At 72.4% G+C, this 24,817-nt stretch carries 27 protein-coding genes; 19 read left to right on the forward strand and 8 right to left on the reverse strand.

Features of this window, described 5'->3' with window-relative positions:
• Positions 1 to 215 precede the first annotated feature (215 nt).
• Entirely contained in the window at positions 216 to 1,073 is an 858-nt protein-coding gene (locus tag ACZ45Z_RS03240; RefSeq protein WP_468355175.1) for a methyltransferase, read from the reverse strand.
• Between the two features lie 181 nt (positions 1,074 to 1,254).
• Between ACZ45Z_RS03240 and ACZ45Z_RS03245 the strand changes: the two genes are divergently transcribed.
• The gene (locus tag ACZ45Z_RS03245) at positions 1,255 to 1,827 is read left to right on the forward strand and encodes a helix-turn-helix domain-containing protein (protein WP_468355178.1); all 573 of its coding nucleotides are present in this window, start codon (positions 1,255 to 1,257) and stop codon (positions 1,825 to 1,827) included.
• 67 nt (positions 1,828 to 1,894) lie between these two features.
• On the opposite strand, the gene ACZ45Z_RS03250 is transcribed toward ACZ45Z_RS03245, so the two are convergent.
• Positions 1,895 to 2,104 (reverse strand): hypothetical protein, encoded by a 210-nt coding sequence (locus tag ACZ45Z_RS03250; protein WP_468355181.1) that lies wholly within the window; start codon positions 2,102 to 2,104, stop codon positions 1,895 to 1,897.
• A gap of 289 nt (positions 2,105 to 2,393) precedes the next feature.
• On the opposite strand from ACZ45Z_RS03250, the gene ACZ45Z_RS03255 reads away from it, so the two are divergent.
• The 9 genes from ACZ45Z_RS03255 to ACZ45Z_RS03295 all read left to right on the forward strand — a co-directional run bounded on the left by ACZ45Z_RS03255 (position 2,394) and on the right by ACZ45Z_RS03295 (position 10,401).
• Complete coding sequence (locus tag ACZ45Z_RS03255) at positions 2,394 to 3,392, forward strand: alpha/beta hydrolase (RefSeq protein WP_468355184.1); 999 nt, start codon at positions 2,394 to 2,396, stop codon at positions 3,390 to 3,392.
• Between the two features lie 156 nt (positions 3,393 to 3,548).
• A complete protein-coding gene (locus ACZ45Z_RS03260) occupies positions 3,549 to 3,905 on the forward strand; it encodes a DUF4333 domain-containing protein (protein ID WP_468355187.1) in 357 nt (118 codons plus the stop codon).
• A gap of 427 nt (positions 3,906 to 4,332) precedes the next feature.
• Complete coding sequence (locus ACZ45Z_RS03265) at positions 4,333 to 5,490, forward strand: ATP-binding protein (protein ID WP_468355190.1); 1,158 nt, start codon at positions 4,333 to 4,335, stop codon at positions 5,488 to 5,490.
• A complete protein-coding gene (locus ACZ45Z_RS03270; protein ID WP_468355193.1) occupies positions 5,487 to 5,900 on the forward strand; it encodes a roadblock/LC7 domain-containing protein in 414 nt (137 codons plus the stop codon). Before ACZ45Z_RS03265 ends, ACZ45Z_RS03270 begins: the two co-directional genes overlap by 4 nt.
• Positions 5,897 to 6,277 (forward strand): DUF742 domain-containing protein, encoded by a 381-nt coding sequence (locus tag ACZ45Z_RS03275; protein WP_468355196.1) that lies wholly within the window; start codon positions 5,897 to 5,899, stop codon positions 6,275 to 6,277. The genes ACZ45Z_RS03270 and ACZ45Z_RS03275 overlap by 4 nt, the downstream gene beginning before the upstream one ends.
• The gene (locus ACZ45Z_RS03280) at positions 6,252 to 6,842 is read left to right on the forward strand and encodes a GTP-binding protein (RefSeq protein ID WP_468355198.1); all 591 of its coding nucleotides are present in this window, start codon (positions 6,252 to 6,254) and stop codon (positions 6,840 to 6,842) included. Before ACZ45Z_RS03275 ends, ACZ45Z_RS03280 begins: the two co-directional genes overlap by 26 nt.
• Positions 6,843 to 6,852: 10 nt before the next feature.
• Positions 6,853 to 8,220 carry a cytochrome P450 gene (locus ACZ45Z_RS03285; protein WP_468355201.1) on the forward strand — a complete coding sequence of 456 codons (1,368 nt, stop codon included), beginning with the start codon at positions 6,853 to 6,855 and terminating at the stop codon, positions 8,218 to 8,220.
• 99 nt (positions 8,221 to 8,319) lie between these two features.
• Positions 8,320 to 9,573: a cytochrome P450 gene (locus ACZ45Z_RS03290; RefSeq protein ID WP_468355204.1), complete on the forward strand. Its 1,254-nt coding sequence runs from the start codon at positions 8,320 to 8,322 to the stop codon at positions 9,571 to 9,573.
• Between the two features lie 66 nt (positions 9,574 to 9,639).
• The gene (locus ACZ45Z_RS03295) at positions 9,640 to 10,401 is read left to right on the forward strand and encodes an enoyl-CoA hydratase/isomerase family protein (protein ID WP_468355208.1); all 762 of its coding nucleotides are present in this window, start codon (positions 9,640 to 9,642) and stop codon (positions 10,399 to 10,401) included.
• 81 nt (positions 10,402 to 10,482) lie between these two features.
• Here the strand turns inward: ACZ45Z_RS03295 and ACZ45Z_RS03300 are convergent, their stop codons facing one another.
• Positions 10,483 to 11,037 (reverse strand): gamma carbonic anhydrase family protein, encoded by a 555-nt coding sequence (locus ACZ45Z_RS03300; RefSeq protein WP_468355211.1) that lies wholly within the window; start codon positions 11,035 to 11,037, stop codon positions 10,483 to 10,485.
• Positions 11,038 to 11,187: 150 nt separating this feature from the next.
• On the opposite strand from ACZ45Z_RS03300, the gene ACZ45Z_RS03305 reads away from it, so the two are divergent.
• The gene (locus ACZ45Z_RS03305) at positions 11,188 to 12,012 is read left to right on the forward strand and encodes an acyltransferase (protein WP_468355567.1); all 825 of its coding nucleotides are present in this window, start codon (positions 11,188 to 11,190) and stop codon (positions 12,010 to 12,012) included.
• Between the two features lie 55 nt (positions 12,013 to 12,067).
• Here the strand turns inward: ACZ45Z_RS03305 and ACZ45Z_RS03310 are convergent, their stop codons facing one another.
• On the reverse strand, positions 12,068 to 12,937 hold the full coding sequence (locus tag ACZ45Z_RS03310; RefSeq protein WP_468355214.1) for an EamA family transporter: 870 nt from the start codon (positions 12,935 to 12,937) through the stop codon (positions 12,068 to 12,070).
• A gap of 106 nt (positions 12,938 to 13,043) precedes the next feature.
• On the opposite strand from ACZ45Z_RS03310, the gene ACZ45Z_RS03315 reads away from it, so the two are divergent.
• Both ACZ45Z_RS03315 and ACZ45Z_RS03320 read left to right on the forward strand, forming a co-directional pair.
• Complete coding sequence (locus ACZ45Z_RS03315; RefSeq protein WP_468355217.1) at positions 13,044 to 13,616, forward strand: helix-turn-helix domain-containing protein; 573 nt, start codon at positions 13,044 to 13,046, stop codon at positions 13,614 to 13,616.
• Between the two features lie 43 nt (positions 13,617 to 13,659).
• Complete coding sequence (locus ACZ45Z_RS03320) at positions 13,660 to 14,217, forward strand: YbaK/EbsC family protein (RefSeq protein WP_468355221.1); 558 nt, start codon at positions 13,660 to 13,662, stop codon at positions 14,215 to 14,217.
• Here ACZ45Z_RS03320 and ACZ45Z_RS03325 read toward each other — a convergent pair whose 3' ends face one another.
• The 3 genes from ACZ45Z_RS03325 to ACZ45Z_RS03335 all read right to left on the reverse strand — a co-directional run bounded on the left by ACZ45Z_RS03325 (position 14,218) and on the right by ACZ45Z_RS03335 (position 16,066).
• A complete protein-coding gene (locus ACZ45Z_RS03325) occupies positions 14,218 to 14,715 on the reverse strand; it encodes a GNAT family N-acetyltransferase (RefSeq protein WP_468355224.1) in 498 nt (165 codons plus the stop codon).
• Positions 14,716 to 14,741: 26 nt separating this feature from the next.
• Positions 14,742 to 15,149: a CoA-binding protein gene (locus ACZ45Z_RS03330; protein WP_468355227.1), complete on the reverse strand. Its 408-nt coding sequence runs from the start codon at positions 15,147 to 15,149 to the stop codon at positions 14,742 to 14,744.
• Positions 15,150 to 15,316: 167 nt separating this feature from the next.
• Positions 15,317 to 16,066, reverse strand: a complete 750-nt coding sequence (locus ACZ45Z_RS03335) for a type VII secretion system-associated protein (protein ID WP_468355230.1) — start codon at positions 16,064 to 16,066, stop codon at positions 15,317 to 15,319.
• Positions 16,067 to 16,309: 243 nt separating this feature from the next.
• Between ACZ45Z_RS03335 and ACZ45Z_RS03340 the strand changes: the two genes are divergently transcribed.
• From ACZ45Z_RS03340 to ACZ45Z_RS03360, 5 genes are all read left to right on the forward strand, one after another.
• Complete coding sequence (locus ACZ45Z_RS03340) at positions 16,310 to 16,936, forward strand: YigZ family protein (protein ID WP_468355233.1); 627 nt, start codon at positions 16,310 to 16,312, stop codon at positions 16,934 to 16,936.
• An 82-nt stretch (positions 16,937 to 17,018) separates the two neighbouring features.
• A complete protein-coding gene (locus tag ACZ45Z_RS03345; protein WP_468355236.1) occupies positions 17,019 to 18,509 on the forward strand; it encodes an APC family permease in 1,491 nt (496 codons plus the stop codon).
• 248 nt (positions 18,510 to 18,757) lie between these two features.
• Complete coding sequence (locus ACZ45Z_RS03350) at positions 18,758 to 19,297, forward strand: hypothetical protein (protein ID WP_468355239.1); 540 nt, start codon at positions 18,758 to 18,760, stop codon at positions 19,295 to 19,297.
• An 85-nt stretch (positions 19,298 to 19,382) separates the two neighbouring features.
• Entirely contained in the window at positions 19,383 to 20,549 is a 1,167-nt protein-coding gene (locus tag ACZ45Z_RS03355; RefSeq protein ID WP_468355242.1) for an exonuclease SbcCD subunit D, read from the forward strand.
• Entirely contained in the window at positions 20,546 to 23,722 is a 3,177-nt protein-coding gene (locus tag ACZ45Z_RS03360; protein WP_468355245.1) for an AAA family ATPase, read from the forward strand. The genes ACZ45Z_RS03355 and ACZ45Z_RS03360 overlap by 4 nt, the downstream gene beginning before the upstream one ends.
• Before the next feature lie 44 nt (positions 23,723 to 23,766).
• Here the strand turns inward: ACZ45Z_RS03360 and ACZ45Z_RS03365 are convergent, their stop codons facing one another.
• Positions 23,767 to 24,213, reverse strand: a complete 447-nt coding sequence (locus tag ACZ45Z_RS03365; protein ID WP_468355248.1) for an Lrp/AsnC family transcriptional regulator — start codon at positions 24,211 to 24,213, stop codon at positions 23,767 to 23,769.
• Between the two features lie 94 nt (positions 24,214 to 24,307).
• Between ACZ45Z_RS03365 and ACZ45Z_RS03370 the strand changes: the two genes are divergently transcribed.
• Positions 24,308 to 24,796, forward strand: a complete 489-nt coding sequence (locus tag ACZ45Z_RS03370; RefSeq protein WP_468355251.1) for a rhodanese-like domain-containing protein — start codon at positions 24,308 to 24,310, stop codon at positions 24,794 to 24,796.
• Positions 24,797 to 24,817: the final 21 nt, after the last annotated feature.

The raw sequence follows: 24,817 nt of genomic DNA on the forward strand, positions 1-24,817 counted from the left end.
GGAGGGTCGGTCCGACGAGAGGGTGGGAAAACAGTTTAGGTAAACCCCCTACTCCCCCCCCCCCCCCCCCCCCCCCCCCCCCCACCCACCCCCCCCCCCCCCCCCCACCCCCCCCCCCCCCCCCGGTCCCGTTGTGTACGGCGGACGTCGCGGACGCCACACCGCATCCCCCTGCCGTCCCTGCCGTTCTCGCCGTCCCCGCCCTTCCTGTCGCTTTATCGGCTCTCCGGCCGCCGGCCGAAGTGCACGGTCTTCGCGGTCAGCAGGAACAGATCCGTACGCCGGTCGATACCCGCCGGGTCGTCCGGGTCCAGCAGCCGGTCCAGCGTCGCCACGTCCGCCGCGTCCAAAAGCTCGCCCAGCATCGTGCGATACCGCTCCAGAGCCCGTCGCACCGACCGCCGCGGCCCCTCGGCCAGGGGCGCCGGACGGTCCACGAGGAACGTCTTGGCGCGTACCTCGCCCAGACCCGCGGCCCGCAGCATGCCGGGCCAGTCCTCGACCACCGCGACCGATCCGGGCAGCTCGTCCCGCATCCGGCTGAAGCGGTCCGCCAGCACGGCGTCCAGACGCTCCTGGAGGCCGGGACGGCCGAATCCCGGGTCACGCGGCAGACAGCGGGCCGGCAGCCCGCCCTCGACGAGCGCCAGCACGCCACCGGGTGCCAGCAGACCGGCCAGCCGGTCCAGTGCGTCCTGCTGATCGCCGACGTGATGCACGACCTGCCCCGACCACACCAGGTCCGCCGGACCCAGGTCGGTGAGGCCCGCCGGGAACTCGGCCACCTCGGTCCGCAGCCGTACGCCGAGCCGCTCGGCGCGTGCCCCGGCGCGGGCCAGCAGCTCCGGCGACCCGTCCACCGCGGTCACCTCGGCCTCCGGGAACGTCGCCGCCAACCGGCAGGCCGCGACCCCGGGGCCGCTCCCGATGTCCAGGATCCGCCGCGGACCCCGCCCCTCCCTTTCCCCGAAGGACTCCCGTACGTACGCCAGGGCCTGCCGCACATAAGGGCTGTGCGTCTCGCCCTCCAGCTCCAGCAGGTCGGTCATCGCGGCCCAGTCGAAGTCGTTCATCGCACCTTCTCCAGCTCCAGCAGATCCTCCCGGTTCCCCTGTGCCTGTTTCCGCTACGTCCGCCGTGTCGCGTACCTCTGCCATGTCGCGTTCCTCTGCCATGTCGTGCACCTCCTGGCGCCGACCCTGCGCGGGGCGGGGCAAGCTTGACAAACCTTGTTGCTGTTTCTGCAATAAGGGAATGGAAGACGTGCTCGCCGCTGTGGGACCCAGGCTCCGGCGCATCCGACAGCAGCGCGAGTGCACCCTCGCCGCCCTGTCGGAGGCCACCGGGATCTCGGTCAGCACCCTGTCCCGGCTGGAGTCCGGGCAGCGCAAGCCCAATCTGGAGCTGCTGCTGCCGATCGCGCACGCCCACCAGGTGCCTCTGGACGAGCTGGTCGGCGCGCCACCGGTCGGCGATCCACGGGTACGGCTGAAGCCGGTCAGGCGCGGGGACACCACGGTCGTGCCGCTCAGTCAACAGCCCGGCGGGCTCCAGGCGTTCAAGATGGTCATCGGCACCTCCCGCAGCACTCCCGACCCGCGTACGCACGAGGGCTACGAGTGGCTGTACGTCCTCGGCGGCCGGCTGCGGCTGGTCCTCGGCGAGCGGGACATCGAACTCAAGGTGGGGGAGGCCGCCGAGTTCGATACGCGGCTGCCGCACTGGTTCGGCAGTACGGGGAGGGCGCCGGTGGAGGTCCTCAGCCTCTTCGGGCCGCAGGGCGAACGCATGCACGTCCGCGCGAAGCCGCGTGGGGCGGGCGCCTGAGGCGCGGCGCGAGAACCACCGACCCGGAGGCCGCGCGCCTCGCCAGGCTTGAGCCCGGCGGCATCGCTCAGGGCGTCGACCAGACGTCGGGTCCGCAGTCGCGCCATTCGAAGACGCCGGTGTCGTCCCAGACGAACTTCGTAGGGCGGAATCCGGCCCGGCGCAGGAACGCGGCCACGTCACCGGTGCGCCGCGCACGCCCGAGGTCCTGTCCGTGGAGCGTGACGCGGCGACCGCCGGTGGACGGCGGATGCACGATCACAGGTGCGCGGTTCATGCCTCCCAGGATGAGACCGGTCGCGCCCCCTCGCATGCCGAGTGCGTTCGATACCTCACCGTGTGTGAGTGGCGGGGTCTCGATCGGGCGGATGGCGGCCGGCTCCGTTGACGCGACGGGCCGTTTCCCGGCCGGTCCGCCGACGGTGTGGCCCAGGGCCGCCGCGGTCCGGGGCCGGCACGGGGCAGGGGCCCGCCGCTTTTATGGTGGTGTCTTTCGTCCGGTACCTCGGTGATGGCGAGGGGCCGCCCGTGGACCGGACCCGGACCTGTCCGAGGAGAACGTTCCGATGAAGTGCCTGCGTGCCGGTGCCGCGCTCAGCGCGGTCGCCGTGGCGCTCCTTGCCGGTTGCGGCAGCCAGGACGGGGGCGCCGTCGACGCGTCGGGTGTGCCGCGGCCGCACGCGCGGACCGTGGACGCCAGCAACGGCAGGCCGAGGATGGTGCCGCCCACCGGCCCGCGCTCCGCGCTCCTTCCGTTCCGCGCGACCGGTGACGACGGCACCCAGGTGGTGAGGGCCAGGTGGCACGGGCGGAAGTCCGGGTTCACCGGGGACATCTGGGCGTGGGTGCCGCCGCAGTACCACCAGCAGCGGTATGCCAGGAGCGGTTTCCCGGTGCTGATCGCGCTGCCCGGTGCCTGGGGATACCCGTTCAACTACTGGGCCGGGGACACCTTCGCGCTCCCCGAGCGCGTCGCCGCCTGGTCGAAGCAGGGCAAGACGCTGCCGTTCATCCTGGTGATGCCGGTGCTCAACCCGACCAAGAGGTACTACGACGGCAGCGACATACCGGGTCAGCCGAAGATGGGGAGTTGGCTCACGCGGGACGTGCCGGACTTCGCGCGCGCCCACTTCCGCACGTACGACAGCCGTGACGGCTGGGCCTTCATGGGGTCCTCCTCCGGCGGGTTCGCCGGGCTGAAGGCGGTGCTGAAACACCCGGGGAGATTCAAGGCGGTCGTCGCCAACGGCCCGGACACGAAGCCCGATTCGCCGCTGTGGCGGGGGCACCCGCGCCAGAAGCGCGCCAACGACCCGCGGTGGCTGGCCCGTCGGCTGGCCGCGCACCACGGACCGCCGGTGTACCTGGCGTTCGAGCTCGGGTCCGACGAGGTGGCGGTGCCCGACGTGAAGCGTTTCATCCGGGACCACACCGGCGGCCCGGTCCACACGGCGCTCTTCGAAATACCGCACGGGGTGCACAGCGGCCACACCTACATCCAGCGGATGGCCGAATCGCTGCACTGGATCAGTGCGCGGATGCAGGGGCCCGTACCGTCTGCCTGACAGCCCGGGCCGCCTGCCTGACGGGTCGTCAGGGTCCCGGCGCGTACCGAGGGGCGGACCCTGTTGTCGCCCGTGCCGGGCGGGCGGCGACAATGGGCCACTGCCCGGCCGCTGGAGCGGCCGGCGTTTCGTCGTCTTGCGGTGGGAGGAAGTGCTGTGAGGTATCTGCGGGCCCTGGGCCTGGCGCTGGCCGGGACGGCTCTGCTGGCGGGTGGCCTCATGGCGGGCAGTCACTGGCTGATGGCCCGGGACGCGACCAGCGAGGTGGACGACGTGACCGGGTCGGTACCGCGTGCCGAGGTCGCCCGGTCGATTTCCGGCCACCTGTCGCTGCCCGTCATCCCCCGGGGGCCGCGCTCGGTCGACTGCGCCCGGGACCTGCGAGCGGTCGAAGGGGCCCGGACCTTGTGTACGGCGCACTATCTGCGGGGCACGGACCGCGATATGACGGTACGTGTGGTGCGAGTGAGCGGCGACGCGATCACCTACGTCCACGACGCCCCGCACCGCTGACCCCGGGCGGCCGCTCGCGGCCGCGGCCGGCGTCGACCGGACGTCAGGAACGGTTGTCCGAATAGCGGAAGCGCTGGGTGCGGGGACGGGGAAAGAACGCCCAATGGACCCAAAGGGAACCATTGTTGAATCTCCGTCAGATTCTCGTTAGAGGGGAGATCGCCATAGACGGCCGATGGTGCCGTGATGCTAAGATCATCATACTTGCCAAGCGATGTCATCACCTGCTATGGCAAAAGAGAAATTCCGCGTATCGGCCCGAGAAAACCGCCACTCCGGGGAGAATCATGCCATTAGCCGGGCCTTCGTTGGCTTTCTGGCAGGCGACCGCGCGTGGCCGATCGCGTATGCCTGGGATCGTGTGTGAGGTGGCTCGCGCCCGCCCGGCATCCGATATCCGGTGGCTCCGTCGTCCGAAGAGAGTCCTATGACGCCATACTTCCAGGATCCAGCGCTCTGGGGTTTGATCGCTGGTACCCCTGTCGCCGCAGCCGTGATTATTCGCGGCCGAAAGAAGAACGCGGAGCTAAGAAAGGAACAGGACGCACTCCGGGCGCACTACGCCACCCTGGAGGGGCATTACGCCGAGGCCGTCGAAGAGGCCAAGGACCGCGCCGAAGAAGCCACGAAGAACACGCTGAAGGCCGCGATGCGGACCTTGCAGGGTCTGGCGAGCGAGCAGCAACTGGCGATCTCCAAGATGCAGGAGACGTACGGCGAGCACCGCATTCTCCAGGACCTGCTCGACATCGACCACATGAACTCGCAGTTCGCGCGGCGCGCCCAGTCCATCGCCGTGCTCTGCGACGGCTGGCTCGGACGGCGGCGGAACGCGGCTTCTCTCTACGACGTGGTCCGCAGCGCCAAGGGCCGTATCCGCCATTTCACGCGCGTGGAGATCCGGTCGCAGAGCAACTACGCGATCGTGAACCGCGCCGTGGAGCCGGTGGCGCTGACCCTGGCCGAGCTGCTGGACAACGCGACCAGCTATTCGGCACCCGAGACGGTGATCGAGATCAATATCCGTCCGGTGCCCAAGGGCGTGTGCATCGTCGTCGACGACGCCGGTGTCGGCATGAACGAGGAAGAAAAGGCGCGGGCCGCCGAGCTGTTGTCGAGCGAGCATTCGCCCGGCGTTTCCAGTCTCGGTAATCCGCCGCAGTTCGGATTCACCGTCATCGGTGTGCTGGCCGCCCGGTACGGCTTCAAGGTCTCGGTGGATTCCACCTCGCCCTACGGCGGCGTGCGCGCGGTCGTCCTGCTTCCCGACGATCTGCTGACGTCCCTGCACGAGCCCGAGGAGAGTCCCGCCGTGGCCGCGTCCGCCCCGATGCCGCCCGAGGAGACCCCGGCGGGCTCCCCGGCGGGCTCCCCTGCCCCGGCCGCCCCCGCGACCACGGCGGGCGGTCTTCCCAAGCGCCGGCGACGCGGCGCGATATCCATCGTGCCGGCGGACGCCGAGAGCACGAACGGCCCGGCCCGGGACAGCGCGAGAGCCGCGTCCGTCATGGGCGCATTCCAGCGGGGGACGCAATCGGGCCGGCGTTCCACCAACGCAAGCAGTGAAGGGCATGAGGCTCAGTGAACTACGATTTGTCGTGGATGCTTGACAGTGCTCTGGAAGTGCCCGAGGCGCAACACGCGATTCTTGTCTCCGCCGACGGTCTTCTCATGGCGCGCTCGAAAGAGGTCGGCCGGGACCACGCCGATACCGTCGCCGCCGCCATGAGCGGAATGCAGTCGCTGAGCCGTACGGTCGCCGACTTCTGCGGAAGCGGCGCGACCCGTACGCGCTCGCAGTGGCGCCAGACGCTGGTGGAATTCGACCACGGCTGGGTCTTTCTCATTTCGGCCGGAGAAGGCGCCTATCTCGCGGTGTCGGCATCGCCGGATGTGGACATGGCGGAGATCACCTTCCGTATGCAGCAGCTCGTCGGGCAGCTCGGCAAGGCGCTGACCAGCCCGCCCCGTGAGAGGGCTGATATCCAACCATGACGATCTCGGACGAGCCGGAACTGGAACACGAAGCAGCGGAATTAGTGCGGCCGTACGTCATCACCAACGGCCGTGACCTCCTCGACGGCAGCGATTTCTCGCTGATCACCCTGGTCACCGTGCATGAGGAGCCACCCCGGACCAAACCCCTCGATCCGGAGAAGCTCCGCCTCCTTGAGCTCTGCTCGGGAGGCTTCCTTTCGGTCGCCGAAATCGCCGGACACACACGACTTCCGGTCGGTGTCGTCAAAATCCTGGTGTCCGACCTCACTCAGGAAGGACACCTTCGTGCGCGGGCTCCCATACCGTCTGCCCAGCTCGTTGACAGGCAAATCCTCGAGGAGGTGCTGAATGGGCTCCAGGCTCGCTTCGGATGACAACGTTTATCTGCGTAATTCGGTGCAGACGGCGGCGAAGATCCTCGTGGTCGGACACTTCGCCGTGGGCAAGACGACGTTCATCGGGACGATGTCGGAGATTCCTCCGCTGCGCACCGAAGAAGTCATGACACAGGCCGGCGCGGGAATTGACGACCCGAAAGGAGCGCCCGGAAAGACCACGACGACCGTGGCCATGGACTTCGGGCGCCTCACCCTCAGCGAGAAGCTGGTCCTGTACCTGTTCGGAACGCCCGGCCAGCAGCGCTTCGTTCAGGTCTGGGAGGACATGTCGCGGGGGGCGCTCGGCGCGCTCGTGCTCGTCGACCCCGCGCGCCTGGAGGACTCCTTCCCGGTCATGGACCTGGTGGAGCACTACGGCATTCCCTACGCCATCGCCGTGAACCGCTTCGACGGCACGCCGGACCATTCGCTCGACGAGATCCGCGAGGCGCTGGACCTGCTCCCCGAGACCCCCGTCGTCACCTGTGACGCGCGCGACCAGCGGTCATCGGCGGATTCCCTGATCACGCTCGTCCGCTATCTACAGTCCCGCCTCAACTAGGAGTTCAGGCATGTCATCTCACTCGGAATACCAGACTCCGCCACCCGGCTGCCCCGCGCACGCCGGCGGCGGACGAGCGCCCCTGTACGGGCCCGAATTCGCCGCCGCGCCGGATGCCTTCTACGCGAGCCTGCGGCAGCGCGGCCCCAGCGCGCCCGTCGAGCTGGCTCCCGGGGTGGAGGCCGAACTCGTCACGGATTACGCCGCGGCGCTCCACGTCCTGCAGAACCCGGACGCCTTCGCGCGCGATTCCCGGCGCTGGCGGGCCCTGAACGAGGGGCGCATACCCATGGACAGCCCGGTGCTGCCCATGCTGATGTACCGGCCGAACTCCATGTTCTCCGACGGCGCCGAGCACCTGAGGCTGCGGCAGGCGGTGACGGACAGCCTGGCCCGTGTGGACATGCACCGGATGAGCCGGCACGTCGACCGGGTGGCCACCTACCTCATCGAACAGTTCAGCAGCCGGGGCAAGGCGGACCTGGTCACCGACTACGCGCAGTGGCTGCCGCTGCTGGTCTTCAACGACCTCTTCGGCTGCCCGGCCGAGATCGGTGACCGGCTGGTCTTCGGCTTCTCGGGCATCTTCGACGGCGTCGACGCGGAGAAGGCCAACGAGGTCCTCACCGAGTCGCTGTTCGAGCTGGTCGCGCTGAAGCGTGCCCATCCGGGAGAGGACGTCACCTCCTGGTTGATGGCGCATCCCTCGAACCTGACGGACGAGGAGATGATCCACCAGCTCGTCCTGCTCATCGGGGCGGGCGCCGAGCCGATGCAGAACATCATCTCCAGCGCCCTGCGCCTGCTGCTGTCCGACGACAAGTACGCGGGCGGCCCGCACTCGGCCGGGCTGCTCGTGGACGACGCGATCAACGACGTGCTGTGGAACAGCCCGCCGATCGCCAACTACGCCGTGCACTACCCGGTGCACGACGTGGATCTCGCCGGGAGCCAACTGGACGCCGGCGATCCGGTGCTCATCAGCTTCGCCGCGGCCAACACCGATCCGAGCCTGTCGGTGGGCCGCCAGACGCTCAGCAAGCGCGCCCACCTCGCCTGGGGAGCCGGCCCGCACGCCTGCCCGGCCAAGGACCCCGCCCTGCTGATCTCGGTGCTGGCCATCGAAAAGCTCCTCAACACCTTGCCCGACGTCGAATTGGGCGTGCCCGAGGAGAGTCTGACCTGGCGGCCCGGGCCCTTCCACCGCGCGCTCAACGCGCTGCCCGCCCGCTTCACCCCGATCCGCGCCGAGCGTCGTTCCCCGGTCGGATTCCCGGCCGCCGGCCACGCCGCGTCACATCCCCCCGTGCAGGAGACTCCGGGCAAATCGAGGAAGAACAGTTGGTGGAGCGGATTCCTGACGTGGTGGAAGGTGTGACGTTCGCAACAAGCTCGACCATCTTTCCGTCGTATGAATGTTCAAGCGCACGGGTAGGCAGGGGTGTCGCGTTCAACTTGATCGTCTGAAGGAGTCACTGTGGAGCCCGCCCTGGCTTCCCCACCCGTCGATCGGCGCACGGTGGTTTCCCTTTTCTCCCGCCTGCGTACGGCGAGTGGACAGGCGAATCCCCTGCCTGTCTATGCGGAACTCCGGTCCATGGGGGACGTCGTGCCGGCTCCGTGGGGCGGATATCTGATCACCTCTTACGGGCTGTGTGACCAGGTGTTGCGAGACCGGGGCTGGCGGGTGCCCGACAGTGGCTGGCGGGCACGTCAGGGGGATGCGACACGGTGGAGCGCGCGCTCCTCGCGGGAAATGAGCAGAACCCTGCCCGCGCTCAATCCGCCGCACCACACCCGGGTGCGGCGGTCCTTGGGCAATATCTTCGACCGGAAATCCGTGCCGGTTATCAAGAAGACGATTGAGAAGTCTGTGGAGCGGCTTCTCGACCAGCTCATCGATAAACTGCGCCATGGCGAGGCCGACTTCAGCTCCACCGTCAGTGAAGAGCTGCCCATGGGCGCCATCGGCGAATTCCTCCAACTGCCGCCCGCCGACTATCCATTGCTGCGGTCATGGGCTCACGACCAGGTGTTCACCCAGGAACTGCTGCCCTCCGCGAGCCAGCTCGCCCGGTCCGACGCCGCGACGGAACGGCTGCGGGAGTACTTCACCGCCCTGGTGCGGGACCGGCGCAGAGCACCCGGGGACGACCCGGTCTCGGCGTGGCTGCGGACCTGGGACGCTCTCGAATCCGACCGGGAGGCGGCCGACGAGGCCGTCTACCTCTTGGCGCTCCTGGTCTTCCTGGCCGCACCGGAGACGACGGCGACGCTGCTGTCGACCATGGCCTGGCTGTTGCTGGAGCACCCGCGCCAACTGGGGTGGCTGCGCGCCCACCCGGAGCACATACCGGACGCCGTCGAGGAGGTGCTGCGCTACGACTCCCCGAACCACGTCATCAGCCGGGTCGCCGGCGAGGACACCGCACTGGCCGGATGGCCCATCGCGAAGGACCAAATGATCCACCTCATGGTGGGCGCCGCGAACCACGATCCGGCCCACCACATGGCCCCCGAGGTCTTCGATATCCGCCGTAAGGCTTCCCACCTCAGCTTCAGCGGCGGAATCCACTACTGCCTCGGTGCCCCGCTGGCTCGTCTGGAAGCGACGACACTCCTGAGCGCCCTGCTCCGACGGCTGCCCGGCCTACGGGTGGCCGCGCCCCCGGTCTGGGCCCCGAGGGTGGGCTTCCGACGCATCATGGAGCTACGGGTAGCCGCCCCCTGACGTATCGATCCCGGGGAGAAGCAGGCAGTGCACCGACAATGAGAAGCGAGAACAAGGAACACCGTCGTGGAAGATCTCAAGGCGCTCCGCGTCATATCCGAAGGGCCCGTGCTCAAGGTCGAGTTGAGCAGCCCGGAGACCGGTAACGCCGTCTCCGGGCTGGTGCTTGACGAACTCCTCGCCGTACTCGGCACGGTGCAGGACGAGTCCGGTGTGCGGGTCCTGATCCTCTCCGGCGCCGGTGCCGACTTCTGCCTGGGCGGAGACCGCAGGGAGTTCGCCGAACTCCTCGCCGCCGATCCCGGTGGCGCGGACCTGCGGGTGCTCGCCAACAAGGCCCGCCGGGTCTGTGACGCCCTGGCGACCGCCAACGCGGTCACCATCGCCCGGCTCCAGGGCGGCGTGATCGGGGCCGGGATGGCGCTCGCTCTCTTCTGCGACCTGCGGGCCGGGGCCGACGACTGCCGGTTCCGGATGCCGGAGCTGGCCCTGGGACTGCCGCCCGCCTGGGGTGGCGCCCTGCCCCGCCTGCTGAACGAGACCGGCGCCGCCCGCATCCGGGAACTCGTGCTGACCGGGGAGAGCTTCGACGCGGTGAAGGCCGCCGAGCTGTCCATCCTCCACAAGGTCGTCGCCGAGGCGGAGTTGGACGACGCGATCAGGCAGTGGACCAAGCCCCTCATCCGCCGTTCGCCCGTGGCACTGCGGACCGCCAAGGTCATGATGAACGCCTACGCCGGTGCCCACCGCCTCGCGGACGCCACCTTGTTCGACGCGGAGCTGATGACGTCCGTGCTGGCCGCCGGCGCGTCGGCCCGGCGGGGCTGAAGCCTCCCGGCCGGGGCGGCCGTCACGAGCCGCACCCGGCCGCACCGGTCCGAAGGCGGCCCCACCGCTTCCGAGGCCGGATCAGCGCCCGGAGTCCGGCGCCCCGTCGTCCCCCACCGCTTCCCGGTGCGCCGCCGCCAGTCCCAGGTACATCCCGGCATTGAGCTTGATGACCTCACGCTCCTCGTCGGTCAGCTCGCGCTTGACCTTCGCCGGCACTCCGGCGACCAGGGAGCCGGGCGGGACCCGCATGCCCTGGGGGACCAGCGCCTGCGCGGCGATCAGCGAACCCGCGCCGATGTGCGCGCCGTTCAGGACGGTGGCACCCATGCCGACCAGGACGTCGTCCTCGACGGTGCAGCCGTGCAGCACCGCGTTGTGGCCGACGGAGACCCGCTCGCCCACGGTCACCGGGAAGCCCGGGTCCACGTGCACCGTGCAGTTGTCCTGGATGTTGCTGTCCGCGCCGAGGACGATCGGTCCGCAGTCGGCGCGCAGCACCGCGTGGTACCAGACGCTGGCGCCCGCGGCCAGCGTGACCTCGCCGAGGACGACGGAGGTGGGAGCGGTGAAGGCCGCCGGATCGATGCTCGGTTCCTTGCCGCCCACCTGTGAAATCAACGCCCGTCCCGTCATCCCTGCTTCTCCTTGCCGCTGGTGCGTCGCGCCGACAGCACCGTAGACGACGGCCGCGAGGCCGGGTGGGGGCGCCTGCCGGTGGGGCGAAGATCACAGGGCCCGGCGCGGGAGGTGGCGGGGGGCGCTGAGTACGGTGTGCGGGTGCCGATGAACAAGAACGTGTTCTCATCCGTCGCGGCCTGGCGACGCCGGGCCGTGTCGCGCGCGGTCCACCGCGGCGTGCGCTGGGTGCGGCAGGCCGCGGCCGTCACGGCGGACCGGCCCGGTCCGTACCGCTTCCGGCGCCTGGGAGCCGGCGCCCGGCTCGCCTTCCCCCAGGGCACCGTCTTCGGCGACCCGTGGATCGAGATCGGGGACCACTGCATCATCGCCCAGGACGTGACCCTGACCGCGGGCATGATGCCGGACCTCGACCTCGGCCCGGAGCCGATCCTCACCCTCGGCAACGGCGTCGTCCTGGGGCGCGGCAGCCATGTGATCGCGGATGTCCGGCTGACGATCGGCGATGACTGCTTCTTCGGCCCCGGTGTCTACGTGACCACCACCAACCACAGTTACGACGACCCCGACGTGCCGGTCGGCAGGCAGTGGCCGCGTACCGACCCGGTCACCATCGGCTCCGGCAGTTGGATCGGCACCGGCGCGGTCATCCTGCCCGGCGCGCGGCTGGGCAGGAACGTGGTGGTCGCGGCGGGCGCCGTGGTCCGCGGCGAGGTTCCCGACCACGCGGTGGTCGCCGGGGCGCCCGCGAAGGTCGTCCGCCGCTGGGACCCGCGCCAGGGCTGGCAGCCGCCGCTGCGCACCCCGGCGCCGGTGCCGATCCCCGAGGGCGTCACTCCCGAGCAGTTGCTCGCGGTGGCCGAGTGGGAGGCGGCGGCCGGCGGCGCGGCGGCGACGGAGGGGGAAGCGGCGGCAGGTGGGGCAGGGGATTCGGATTCCTCCCGGACCCGCTCGTCGGCGGACGCGACGTAGCGGGCCCGGCGAAGGCCGGGGCAAGGGACCGCCGCGCCGGAAGACGCGGCCGTCCTCACCCGCCCGAGGCGAGCAGGACCGTGCCGACCAGGGCCAGCGAGGCGCCCGCCGTCTGGATCGCGCGCAGTCGCTCCTTGAGGACGCCGAGGGCGGCGAGGGCGGTGACGACGGGGTACAGCGAGGCGAGGACGGCCGCCATGGTGATCGGGCCGTTCTGGGCGGCGAGTGCGTAGGTGCCGTTGGCGGCGACGTCGGCGATACCGATGAAGGCGAGCGCGGGCAGGGTGCCGCGCAGCTCCGGGAAGCCGCCCTCGGGCAGTGCCGGGGTGCCGCGCCGGACGGTGGCGTACAGGGCCGCGCCGCCGACCGCGACGTTGCACAGCCGCTGGACGAACAGGGCGAGGAAGAGTCCGGTCACGGTCGTGGAGGCCTCGGCGATCAGGGCCATCACGGCGCCGAAGCCCAGCGCCGAGACCAGCGTCAGCACGATCGTCTCGCGGGGCACGGACGCGCCGCCGATGCGCGGTCCGCCGGCCAGCAGGACGCCGATGACGGCCACGACCATGCCCACGGCCTGCATCAGCCCGGGCCGCTCGCCCGCCATGAAGCCCACGCCGAGGGGGACGAGCACGGTGCCGAGCGAGCCGAGCGGCGAGACCACGCCCATCGGGCCGAGCGCCAGGGCGCGGTAGAAGCAGAGCATCGCGGCGGGTCCCACGACGCCGGCGGCGACCGCGAACCACAGTTGCGGCCCGGCCTCCCGCCAGCCGCCGGTGGCCAGCACGATGGCGCCGAGCACGACGGCGGCCAGGGCCTGCGAGACGACCACCACGGTCAGGGCGTGCAGGCGTCGGGTCAGCAGTCCGCCGCCGAAGTCGGCGAGCCCCCACAGGAGGCTGGTGGCCAGGGCGAAGACCGCTGTCATGGTGAAACCTCGCAGTACAGTGTGCTGAACGATGAAGTGCAGCACACCGTAGTACACCTGAGTCGACTACTGCATCCAATATATTAGCCTTCGATGAGGATGGACCGTGACGGACCTCGACCAGCTCACGCAGTCGCTCGCCCGCAACCTCAAGCGCTGGCGCACCGAACGCGGCTACACCCTCGACGCGCTCGCGGCGCGTGCGGGCGTCAGTCGGGGCATGATCATCCAGATCGAGCAGGCCCGTACGAACCCGAGTGTGGGCACCACCGTCAAGATCGCCGACGCGCTCGGCGTCAGCATCACCACGCTCCTGGACTACGAACAGGGCCCCCAGGTGCGCATCGTCGCGCCCGGCGACGCCGTCCGGATGTGGTCGACCGAGGCCGGCAGCTACACCTCGCTGCTGGTGGGCGGCGAGGCCCCCGGACCCTTCGAACTATGGGAGTGGCGGCTGATGCCGGGCGAGAGCAGCGGCTCCGATCCGCATCCGCCGGGGACCGTCGAGCTGATCCACGTCCGCGCCGGCACGCTGACCCTGACGGTCGACGGCGAGGACCACACCGTCCCGGCCGGCGCCTCGGCGACCTTCGAGGCCAAGGTCGCGCACGCCTACCGCAACGCCGGCGAGGAACCCGTGGAGATGACGATGGCCGTGATCATCCCGCTCGCCCGCTGAACCGGCGTCCCGCACGACCCACCGCCCCTGTTAGCTTGGCGCCATGCCCGTGCCCATGGACGCATTCGACGAGGTCCGGCCCGCCGCCGACCGCCTGGACCTGCTGCCCGCCCCCGTCGCGGCCGCGATCCGCTCGTGGAGCGGCTCCGTACCGGTCGCGGAACTGCGCCATGTCGACACCGACCCGGCCATCGCGGACACCGAACGCCTCGTCGCCCACTACGGCGCCTGGCTCCTGGAGCAGTCCGTCAACTGCGTGGTCGTCGCCGGCAAGAGAGGCGGCGAGGTCACCCTGGCCGCCTGCCTGGTCCCCTCGCACACCCGCGTCGACGTCAACGGCGTCGTCCGGCGCCAACTGGGCGCCCGCAAGGCGTCCTTCGCGCCGATGGACACCACGGTCGGCGCCAGCGGAATGGAATACGGCGGCATCACCCCGATCGGCCTGCCCGCCGACTGGCCGGTTCTGGTGGACGCCGCGGCCGCCGACCTCCCCTACGCGCTGATCGGCAGCGGCGCGCGCCGGGGCAAGCTCATCGTGCCCGGCAAGGCGCTGGCGGAACTGCCCGGCGCCACGGTCATCGAGGGCCTGGGCGTGGCGTAGTCAGAGCCGGCCGCCGGGCGCGCGCGAGCGCAGGTCCAGCGACAGGGGCGTGGAGTGCTCGGCGAAGCCCAGGCTGCGGTAGAGCGGTTCGGCGCCGTCCGTGGCGTGCAGGTCGACGCGGCTGACGCCCCGTTCGGCGAACCAGTCCAGCAGCGCCTCGGTCGTGGCGCGCGCGTAACCGCGGCCCCGGTAGCGCGGATCTGTGCAGACATTGAAGACGAAGGCGAAACGCCCCGAGGGATGGCCGGGCGCGGGCAGCCGCTCCTCGATCCGCCCGGCCGCGCACGCCGCCAGATGCGGCGCACCCGGCTCGTCACCGTCCACCACGAACGCCCCCAGCGGCGCGTCCGGTCCGGCGAGCTGGCGGCGCGCTATCGCCTCGGCGTCCCTCTCCCAATCCCCGGGCTCGTCACGGCCGTTCATCGCGCGGAACATCAGGCGGCGCAACCGGACCAGCTCGGCGGCGTCCTCGGGGAGAGCGGCACGTGGCGTGATCATGCCCTGGACGCTAACGCACCGCGCGCTCAGCCCGAACGGGGTATCTCGATGGCCGGACAGCGGTCCATCACCATGTCCAGCCCGGCCTCCCGCGTACGCTCCCACGCCGCCTCGTCAACGACCCCGAGCTGGAACCACACGGCCTTCGCGCCGATCGCCACGGCCTCGTCGGCCACCGCGCCCGCCAGGTCGCTGTTGACGAAGACATCGACCACGTCGACGGGGAAGGGGATCGCGGCGAGCGAGGGGTACCCCCGCTCGCCGTGCACCGTCTCGGCTTTCGGATGCACCGGGACGATCCGCTTGCCGTAGCGCTGGAGCACGTCCGCCACGCCATGTGCCGCGCGCCGCTCGTTCGTGGACAGGCCCACCACGGCCCAGGTGTCGCCGAGCTCGGTGAGAATCCTGCGGATCGTGCGGGGGTCGCCGTACACGTCACTCCTCCTGCGGCCGGAAAGGTCCTGTCCGGCTCAACGGACGCCGCACGCGGGAGATTCCCGGGCAGGCAAGCGGTCGCCCCGCCCGAAGGGGAAGACGGGCGGGGCGTGTCCAGGTGCCGGCGCTTCGCGACGCACGCGCCGCGGGCGCTGCTGCCCGCCGGTCAGGCGCCGACGCTGCTGCCGGCCTCGGCGCGGGCCGGGGCGCCGATCGCCATCCCGGCACCCACCGGCTCGGCACCGGCCGCCGCCGTACCCGGGCGCAGCTCCGGGGCACCGGCCGGCACGGGAGCCTCGTCGCCCAGGGCCGCCGCGTCGGCGACCGCGGCCCGCACCGGCTCGGTCTCCACGAGCATGCTCACCGGACCCGTCGGATTGACGTAGAGGGCGTGGCCCGGCGGCAACTGGTCGAGGAGCTCGGCCACCGGCCGCCGGTCGAACATCAGGCGTCCCACCCCTTCGAGATAGCCCTCCGAGGTGTAGACGGGGACCACCGGGGTGCCCTCCGGCGAGGCCGCGGCCAGCGGGGTGCCCGTCGCGGTGACCAGGACGGAGACCTCCGCGCGCGCCAGCGCCGCGTGGACGTCCTCGGCCGGGCCGTAGCCGGTCGCGGCGAGCTGCACCGCGCCGTCGACCGCGTCGGCCGGGTCCGGCCAGTCCAGCATCTGCGGCGACGGCCGGTACTCCGGGTTGTCGCGCCACTCCTCGATCTCACCGGTCGGCCCCGACCGCCACTGCCCGATCAGCGCCCAGAGGGGCGGCTGCCCCTCACCCGACCAGGTCAGGTCGACCATCGCCAACCAGTGATCGGGCGCGTTGCGTGCCGCCTCGATGACTTCCGGGGGTGGTTCGGGCATCTCCTTGCCCGTCACGGGAACGCCCGCCGTCATCGCCGACTGTGTGCTCTTGTCCATGAAGCCTCCGCCAACTGGCCGTTCCGTTCCTGCGTCCACGAGCCGGCCCCGGAAACGCGAGGCCCTCGCCCTGGGCTCACAGTGCCCACGGGCGGGGCGGACGTCCTCGCGACGCACCGTGCGCACCTCGCGCGTACGCCGCCTGGCCGTGCGCACGGCCCCCGTACGGCGGACACCGCAGCGCGGCGCGGGAGGCCGGGACCGGCCGGCGTCCCCTCCGGCGGGGCCGCATAGGGTGGTGCGATGCAGGAGCAGTACCGGACTCTCGCGCGCGAGGGTGTCCACGAGATCGAGATCAACAAGTCCCGCTTCCTCTGCGCGCTCGCGCCCGCCGCGACCGAGGCCGAGGCCCAGGACTTCATCGCGCGCGTCCGCAAGGAGCACCCCGGCGCCCGCCACCACTGCTTCGCGTACGTCATCGGCGCCGACGGCGGCATCCAGAAGGCGAGCGACGACGGCGAGCCGGGCGGCACCGCGGGTGTCCCCATGCTCCAGATGCTCCTGCGGCGCGAGGTGCGCTATGTCGTCGCCGTCGTCACCCGGTACTTCGGCGGCGTCAAACTGGGCGCCGGGGGCCTGATCCGCGCCTACGGCGGTGTCGTCGGCGAGGCACTGGACGCGGTGGGCACAGTCACCCGCCGACGCTTCCGGCTGGTGACGCTCACCGTCGACCACCAGCGGGCCGGCCGCGTGGAGAACGACCTGCGCACCACGGGACGCTCGGTGCGCGAGGTGACGTACGGGGCCCAGGTGCGCATCGAGGTCGGACTGCCCGAGGCGGACCTGGAAGCCTTCCGCGCCTGGCTTGCCGACGCGACGGCCGGCACCGCGGTGCTGGAGCTGGGCGGCGAGGCGTACGGCGAGATGTGATCCGCCAGGGTCGGCCCCGGGCCAGGATGGGCGGGCGCGGGCGCGGACCGGCGTGCGCGCCGCCACGAGAAAGGGCCGACCGATGCCTGACCTCCCCGCCGAGCGCCCGGGATTCGCCCGCCGGATCGGACTGTTCCAGGCCACCGCCCTCAACATGAGCCAGATGTGCGGCATCGGGCCGTTCGTGACCATCCCGCTGATGGTCGCCGCGTTCGGCGGGCCGCAGGCCGTCATCGGCTTCCTCGCCGGCGCGGCCCTGGCGCTCGCCGACGGCCTGGTCTGGGCCGAACTGGGCGCCTCCCTGCCGGGCGCGGGCGGCAGTTACGTCTATCTGCGCCAGGCGTTCCAGTACCGCACCGGAAAGCTGATGCCGTTCCTGTTCGTCTGGACGGCGATGCTGTTCGTCCCCCTCGCGATGTCCACCGGCGTCATCGGCTTCGTGCAGTACCTGGGCTATCTGTGGCCGGACATGACCGCGGGCCAGGGCGACGTGACCGGTCTCCTCCTCACCGCCGGCGTCGTCGCGCTGCTGTGGCGGCGGGTGGAGAGCGTCGCCAGGCTCACCGTCGTGCTGTGGACGGTGATGATCGCCTCGGTCGTCCTGGTCGTCACCGCCGCGTTCACGCACTTCAGCCCGGAACGCGCCTTCACCTATCCCGCGCACGCCTTCGACCTGACGGCGCCCGGCTTCTGGCCCGGCTTCGCGGCCGGCCTGACCATCGGCATCTACGACTACCTCGGCTACAACACCGCCGCCTACCTGGGCGCCGAGATCAAGCGGCCCGGACGCACCCTGCCCCGCGCCATCGTCTACTCCGTCCTCGGCATCATGACGATCTACCTGCTCCTCCAGATCGGCACGCTCGGCGTCGTCGACTGGCGGGACATGCTCGACCCGGACAGCACGGCGTCCTCCTCCGTCGCGTCGGCCGTGCTGGAGACGGCCTGGGGCCGGGGGCCGGCCGCCGCTGTCACGGTCCTCATCCTCATCACCGCCGCCGCCTCCGTCCTCGCCGGGCTGCTCGGCGGCTCCCGCATCCCCTGCGACGCGGCCCGCGACCGGGTCTTCTTCCGCCCCTACGGCCGACTCCACCCCCGCCACCGCTTCCCCGTCCTGGGGCTGCTGACGATGGGCCTCCTCATGGCCGCCGGCTTCCTCGTCGGCCGGCACACCGACCTGGCCACGATCATCCAGTTGCTGACCACCGTCATGGTGCTCGTCCAGGCGCTGGCCCAGATCGCGGCGGTGACCGTGCTGCGCCGCCGCCGTCCGGACCTGCGCCGGCCGTACCGGATGTGGCTCTATCCGCTGCCGGGCGTCGTGGCGCTCGCCGGCTGGCTGGTGATCTACGGCTACGCGGATCGGAACGCCCCCGGCCGGCACCCCATCGGCTGGTCACTGGCCTGGCTCGCGGCGGGCATCGTGGCGTTTCTGCTGTGGGCGCGTCACGAGAAGGAGTGGCCGTTCGGGCCGAAGCGGATCAGTGAGGCGTACCCCGACGGGGTGGATCCGGACGGGGCGGATCCGGAGGTCGAGGAGGGACCGGACAGGGCCGTCGGCTCGCCGGGGTGAGCGGCGCGGCGGGCACCGGCCGTCCGCGACCGGACCTCTCAACTGCGCGCCCGGCGCCGCCAGTTGCGTGACCTCCGTCACTTCCGCCGGCGCGGCGGTCGGAATGTTCCTGATGCCCCGAATGACGGCTCTGGCGCCGACCCGGCCCGTGACCCACGTCATACGGCCCGTCCGGTTCGCGGTGCTTCCATCCCAAGGTGCCCGAGACCACCGCAGACCCGGCGCACCCGAGGAAAAGGAACACCACGATGCCGTTACGCCCGCGTGCCTCCCGAGCCGCGACTCTGGCCGCCGTCCTGCCGCTGCTCGCCCTGACCTCCTCCGCCGCCGACGCCGACACCCGCGTCCCGCCACCGAAGCGGGCCCCGGCCCCGGCCCCGGACGAAGTCGTCGCCTGGACGGCGGCGCACGGCACCGCCACCGCCTCGGGCACCCGCTGGAAGGAGAAGCGTGACGGGGCCCGCTCCGACCTGGTCGTCGACGGGCGGCTGACGAACACCGGCGGCGGCTGCGCCTCGGTGTGGTTCGCCTGGACCTACGACCTCGCCGGCCCGATACCGCGCGAGCACGTCACCCAGTGCGGCCCGGGAACGGCCCGGATCGACTTCCGGCTGCGCGGCTACCGCCTCAGCACCACCGGCTCGCTCCGCGTCTGCGCGGGCGAGAAGCAGTACGAGCACTGCGGGCCGGGCGCGCCGATGACCGTATGGCCCCTCCAGGCCCGGCCGACCGGCGGCGCGCGACTGAGGCCGCCGGGCGCGTCCGGTCGGCGCGCCGACCGAGGCTAGAGTGTGCCCTGCGGAGAGCCGGCCCGGACGGAGCGGCGCGGTCGCGGAGCGGACGAGAGGTAGCGGTGCAGGTGGGGGCCCGGGCGTGAGAATCCTGCACACCTCCGACTGGCACCTGGGCCGGTCCTTCCACCGCGTGAGCCTGCTCACCGCCCAGCGCGCCTTCCTCGACCACCTCGTCGAGACCGTCCGCACCCGCGAGATCGAGGCCGTGGTCGTGGCCGGAGACGTCTACGACCGCGCCGTGCCGCCGCTCGCCGCCGTCGAACTCTTCGACGACGCCCTGCACCGCCTCGCCGCCCTCGGCGTACCCACCGTCATGATCTCCGGCAACCACGACTCCGCCCGCCGCCTGGGCGTCGGCGCCGGACTGATGCGCCGGGCCGGCATCCACCTGCGGACCGACCCGGCGGCCTGCGGCACCCCCGTCCTCCTCACCGACGCGCACGGACCGGTGGCGTTCTACGGGCTGCCCTACCTCGAACCGGCGATGGTCCGCGACGAGCTCGGCGCCCCGCGCGCCGACCACGCCGCGGTCCTCGGCGCCGCCATGGACCGGGTCCGCGCCGACCTGGCCGGCCGGCCCGAAGGCACCCGCTCGGTGGTGCTCGCCCACGCCTTCGTCACCGGTGGAGCCGCCAGCGACAGCGAACGGGACATCACCGTCGGCGGGGTCGCCTCCGTCCCCGCGTCGGTGTTCGACGGCGTCGACTACGCGGCCCTCGGCCACCTGCACGGCTGCCAGACCCTCACCGAACGGGTCCGCTACTCCGGCTCGCCGCTCGCCTACTCCTTCTCCGAGGCCGCCCACCACAAGTCCTCCTGGATCGTCGACCTCGACGCGGCGGGCGGGCTGCGCGCCGAGCGGGTGCCCTGCCCGGTACCGCGACCGCTGGCCCGTATCCGGGGACGGCTGGCGGACCTGCTCGACGATCCGGAGCTGGCCGGCCACGAAGACGCCTGGGTGGAGGCGACGCTCACCGACACCGCCCGCCCGCACGAGCCCATGGCCCGCCTCACCCGGCGCTTCCCCCACCTCCTCAGCCTCGTCTTCGACCCCGACGAGGGACCCGCCCGCTCCCTCGCCTCCTACGCCCAGCGGCTGCGCGGCCGCAGCGACCAGGAGATCGCCGAGGACTTCGTGGAACACGTCCGGGCCGGCCGGGGCGCCGACGACGACGAGCGGGCCGAACTGCGGTCCGCGATCGATGACGTCCGCGTCGACGACACCGAGCGCGAGGTGGCCCGATGAGGCTGCACCAACTGGCCCTCACGGCGTTCGGGCCGTTCGCCCGCACCCAGACCATCGACTTCGACCGCCTCACCGGCGACGGCCTCTTCCTGCTGCACGGGCCGACCGGCGCCGGCAAGACCTCCGTCCTGGACGCCGTGTGCTTCGCGCTCTACGGGTCGGTGCCGGGCGCGCGGCAGGGCGGCCAGGCACTGCGCAGCGACCTCGCGGACCCGCTGACCCTCACCGAGGTCGTCCTCGAACTGACCGTGGCCGGACGGCGGTTGGAGATCACTCGGCTGCCCGAACAGCCGCGCCCCAAGAAGCGCGGCAGCGGCTTCACCCGCGAGAAGGCGCAGAGCCGGCTGCGGGAGTACGTGCCCGCCGGTGCCGACGACGCGGCGGGAGGCGGCGGCCACTGGAAGGCGCTCAGCCGCTCGCACCAGGAGATCGGCGAGGAGATCGGGCAGCTTCTCGGCATGAGCAAGGAGCAGTTCTGCCAGGTGGTCCTGTTGCCGCAGGGCGACTTCGCGCGCTTTCTGCGCGCCGACGCCGAAGCCCGGTCCCGGCTGCTGGGACGGCTCTTCGACACCCGCAGGTTCGCCGCCCTGGAAGACCAGCTCAACGCGCGCCGCAAGACGGCGGCGGACCGGGTCGCCGCGGGCGACGAACGGCTCCTCGCGCTGGCCCACCGGATGGCGCAGGCGGCCGGCGACTGCGCCGACCTCGCCGACGCGTCCCTGCCCGCACCGGAACGGGCCGCGCCCGCGGCCCAGACCACCCCGGCACGCGGGCGGGGCGCCGCCGCGCGGGCACGGGCGACGACCGTACCGGGACAGGGCGGCCCCGTGGACGGCGGCAGGAGCGGCGCGGCGGCCGACGCCGGCCCGCCCGCCCCCGGCCCCGGCGAGCCCGGATTCGCCGACGCCGTGCTGACCAGAGCCGCCGTGGCCCGGGTGAGCGCACGCGAACGCCTGGACATCGCGCGGGCCGCCCAGGCCACCGCCGAGGCCGCCGAACACCGCGCCGCCCGGCTTTTGGAGGAGACCCGCGAACGCCACCGGCTCCAGCGGCGCCACGCCGAGGCCCGCGACCGCGCCGCGCGACTCGCCGCGTACGCCGGTGAGCGTGACGAGACCCGCGAGCGGCTGGACCGGGCCCGGGCGGCCGCGGACGTCGCCCCCGCCCTGGCGCTGCGCGACGCCGCCGCGCGCGAACTGGACGCCGCGCAGCGCACCGAGCGGCGCGCCCGGGCACTGCTGCCGCCGGACCTCACCGACGCCGGAGGTGACCGGCTCGCCGCCCTGGAGCGGCAGGCGCGCGCGGACCTCGGCTCGCTCGGCGCGGCCCGCCGGGCGGAGCGGCGGGCCGCCGAACTCGCCGAGGAACGTGCCGGGCTCGACCGTGAGGCGCGCGCCGACGACGAGACGCTGCTGGACGCCGCCGAGTGGCTGGCCGGGTGGGAGGCCGCCCGCCGGGCCCACCAGCGGCGGATCGAACGTGCCCAGGAAGCCGCGACCCGCGCCGAACACCTCGGCTCGCTGATCGCCCCGGCCGCCGAACGCCTGGACGCCGCCCGCCGACGGGACCGCCTGGCGGAAGAAGTCGGCGCGGCCGAGCGGGCGTCGCTCACCGCCCGGGAGGCGGCCGCGGCGGCCCACGAGCGGTGGCTCGACCTCAAGGACCGGCGGCTGCGCGGTATCGCCGCCGAACTCGCCGAGAACCTGCGCGACGGCCGGGCCTGCGCGGTGTGCGGCGCCACCGAGCACCCCCACCCGGCGCGGGCGGGTGCCGGCCACGTCGACCGCGCCGCCGAGGAGGCCGCGCTGGCCGCCTACCGCCGGGCCGAGGACGCCCGGCAGGAGGCGGAGGGACGCTGCCGGACGACCAGAGAAGCGCTGGCCGCCGCGGCCGCCACGGCCGGGGACGCCCCGGCCGGCGAACTCGCCGCGCACGTCGAGCGGTTGCGGGCCGACCACGCCCGCGACCATGCCGCCGGCGCGGACCTGCACGCCGCCCGCGAGGCCCTCCAGCGCGCCGAGCGCGAATACGAACGCCGCCGGGCCGAGCAGCAGCAGGCCGAGCGCCGGGCCGCCGCCCGCACCTCGCACCGCGAGGCACTCGAACGCGAACAGACCGCCCTGGAAGAGGAGTTGGACCAGGCGCGGGGCGACTGCGCGAGCGTCGCCGACCGGGCCCGGCGCCTGGAGCGGCAGGGCGAACTGCTCGCCGACGCCGCCGAGGCGTCCCGTACGGCGGCCGCCTGCGCCGTACGGCTGAAGGAAGCCGAATCCGGCGCCCTCGACGCCGCCCACCGCGCCGGATTCGGCACCCCCCAGGACGCCGCGCGGGCGCTGCTGGACGACACGCGGTGGCGGGAGCTGCAGCGGCGCCTCGACGCCTGGCAGGCCGAAGAGGCCGCCGTGGCGGCGGAGCTGGCCGACCCCGCGGCCACCGCCGCCGCGGCCGCACCGCCCGCGGACCCGGACGGTGCCCGCACCGCGCTGGACGCGGCCGGGCAGCGGCTGCGCGCGGCCTCCGCCACCCAGGCCGCCGCCCGAGAACGCTGCGCGGAGCTCGACCGGCTCTCCGCCCGCGCCGAGTCCGACGCCCGCGAACTCGCCCCGCTGCGCGCCGCCTACGACCGCATCGCCCGCCTCGCCGCCCTCGCCTCGGGCACCTCCACGGAGAACGAACGGCGGATGCGCCTGGAGTCGTACGTACTCGCCGCCCGCCTCGAACAGGTCGCGGCCGCCGCCAGCGCGCGCCTGCTCCGGATGTCCGCCGGCCGCTACACCCTGGTGCACTCCGACGAACGCGCCGGCGGCACCCGGCGTTCGGGACTCGGCCTGCACGTCATCGACGCCTGGACCGGGCACGAGCGGGACACCTCCAGCCTCTCCGGCGGCGAGACGTTCTTCGCGTCCCTGGCGTTGGCCCTCGGCCTCGCCGACGTGGTCACCGACGAGGCGGGCGGCACCCGGCTGGACACCCTCTTCATCGACGAGGGATTCGGCAGCCTCGACGAACAGACCCTGGACGAGGTGCTGGACGTCCTGGACTCGCTGCGCGAGCGGGACCGCAGCGTCGGCATCGTCAGCCATGTCGCGGACCTCCGGGCGCGCATCCCCGCCCAGTTGGAGGTCGTGAAGGACCGCTCGGGCTCCACCGTGCGCCACCGCGTCCGCGGCTGACGCCGGACACCGCCGCGGGCGGTGCGGCGGTGGGGCGCGGCCGGTCAGTGGCTGACCGGCCGCCGGGGGAGCGGTGAGGAGTACACGACGCTGGTCGTCACCGCGCCGAGGGCCCCTATCCGGCCCGACACCTCCTCAAGATGCTTCATCGAACGGGCGGCGACCTTGATGACGAAGCAGTCGTCGCCCGTGACGTGGTGCGCCTCCAGTATTTCCGGCGTCCGCTCCAACAGGTCGTGGAACGGCTTGTAGTTGCCGTTCGGATAGCGCAGCCGCACGAACGCCAGGACGGACAGACCGATCCGCTCCGGGTCGACCACCGCCGCGTACCCCGAGATCACCCCGGCCTCCTCCAGGCGCCGCACCCGCTCGGTGACGGCGCTCGCGGACATGTTCACGGCGCGCGCCAGCTCGGCGTAGCCCGCGCGGCCGTTGCGTTGCAGGACGTCGAGGATGCGCCAGTCGGTGGCGTCGGGGGAATAGCCGGTCATCCCCGCTGTCTAGCAGGGAAATCACCGGAAGATCAAGGGTTTTGCCGGTGATCATGACTTCTAGGGCCGGTCCGCGAACCGTAGATTATCGGCCATGACCACACAGACGCGGCGGCCCGCCGCCACCAGCCCCGTCCTCGCCGTCGCGCCGGCCGCGCCCGCCGAAGCCGCCGCCTACTTCGCCGCGCGCCTCGCCTTCCACACCGATGTCGCCGATGTGCACAGCGCCCTCGCGGCCGGCGCCCGCGACTTCGCCGTGGTCGATTCGCGCAGCACCGCCGCCTGGGACCAGGGACACGTCCCCGGCGCCGTTCACCTGCCCACCGCCCGCATACCGCGGGACGCGCCCGGGCTGCTGGACCCGGCGGTCCCCGTCGTCGTCTACTGCTGGGGCCCCGGCTGCGACGGCGCCACCCGCGCCGCCCTCGCCCTCGCCCGCCTGGGCTACCGCGTCAAGGAGATGCTCGGCGGCATCGAATACTGGATCCGCGAGGGCTACGAGGTGACGACCTGGGAAGGCCCGCGCACCCTTCCCGCCGACCCGCTGACGGCGCCCGTCGACGCCGACGACTGCGGCTGCTGAAGCCGAACCGCCCGACGGCGG

Source organism: Streptomyces sp. NPDC031210 (genome assembly GCF_055570395.1).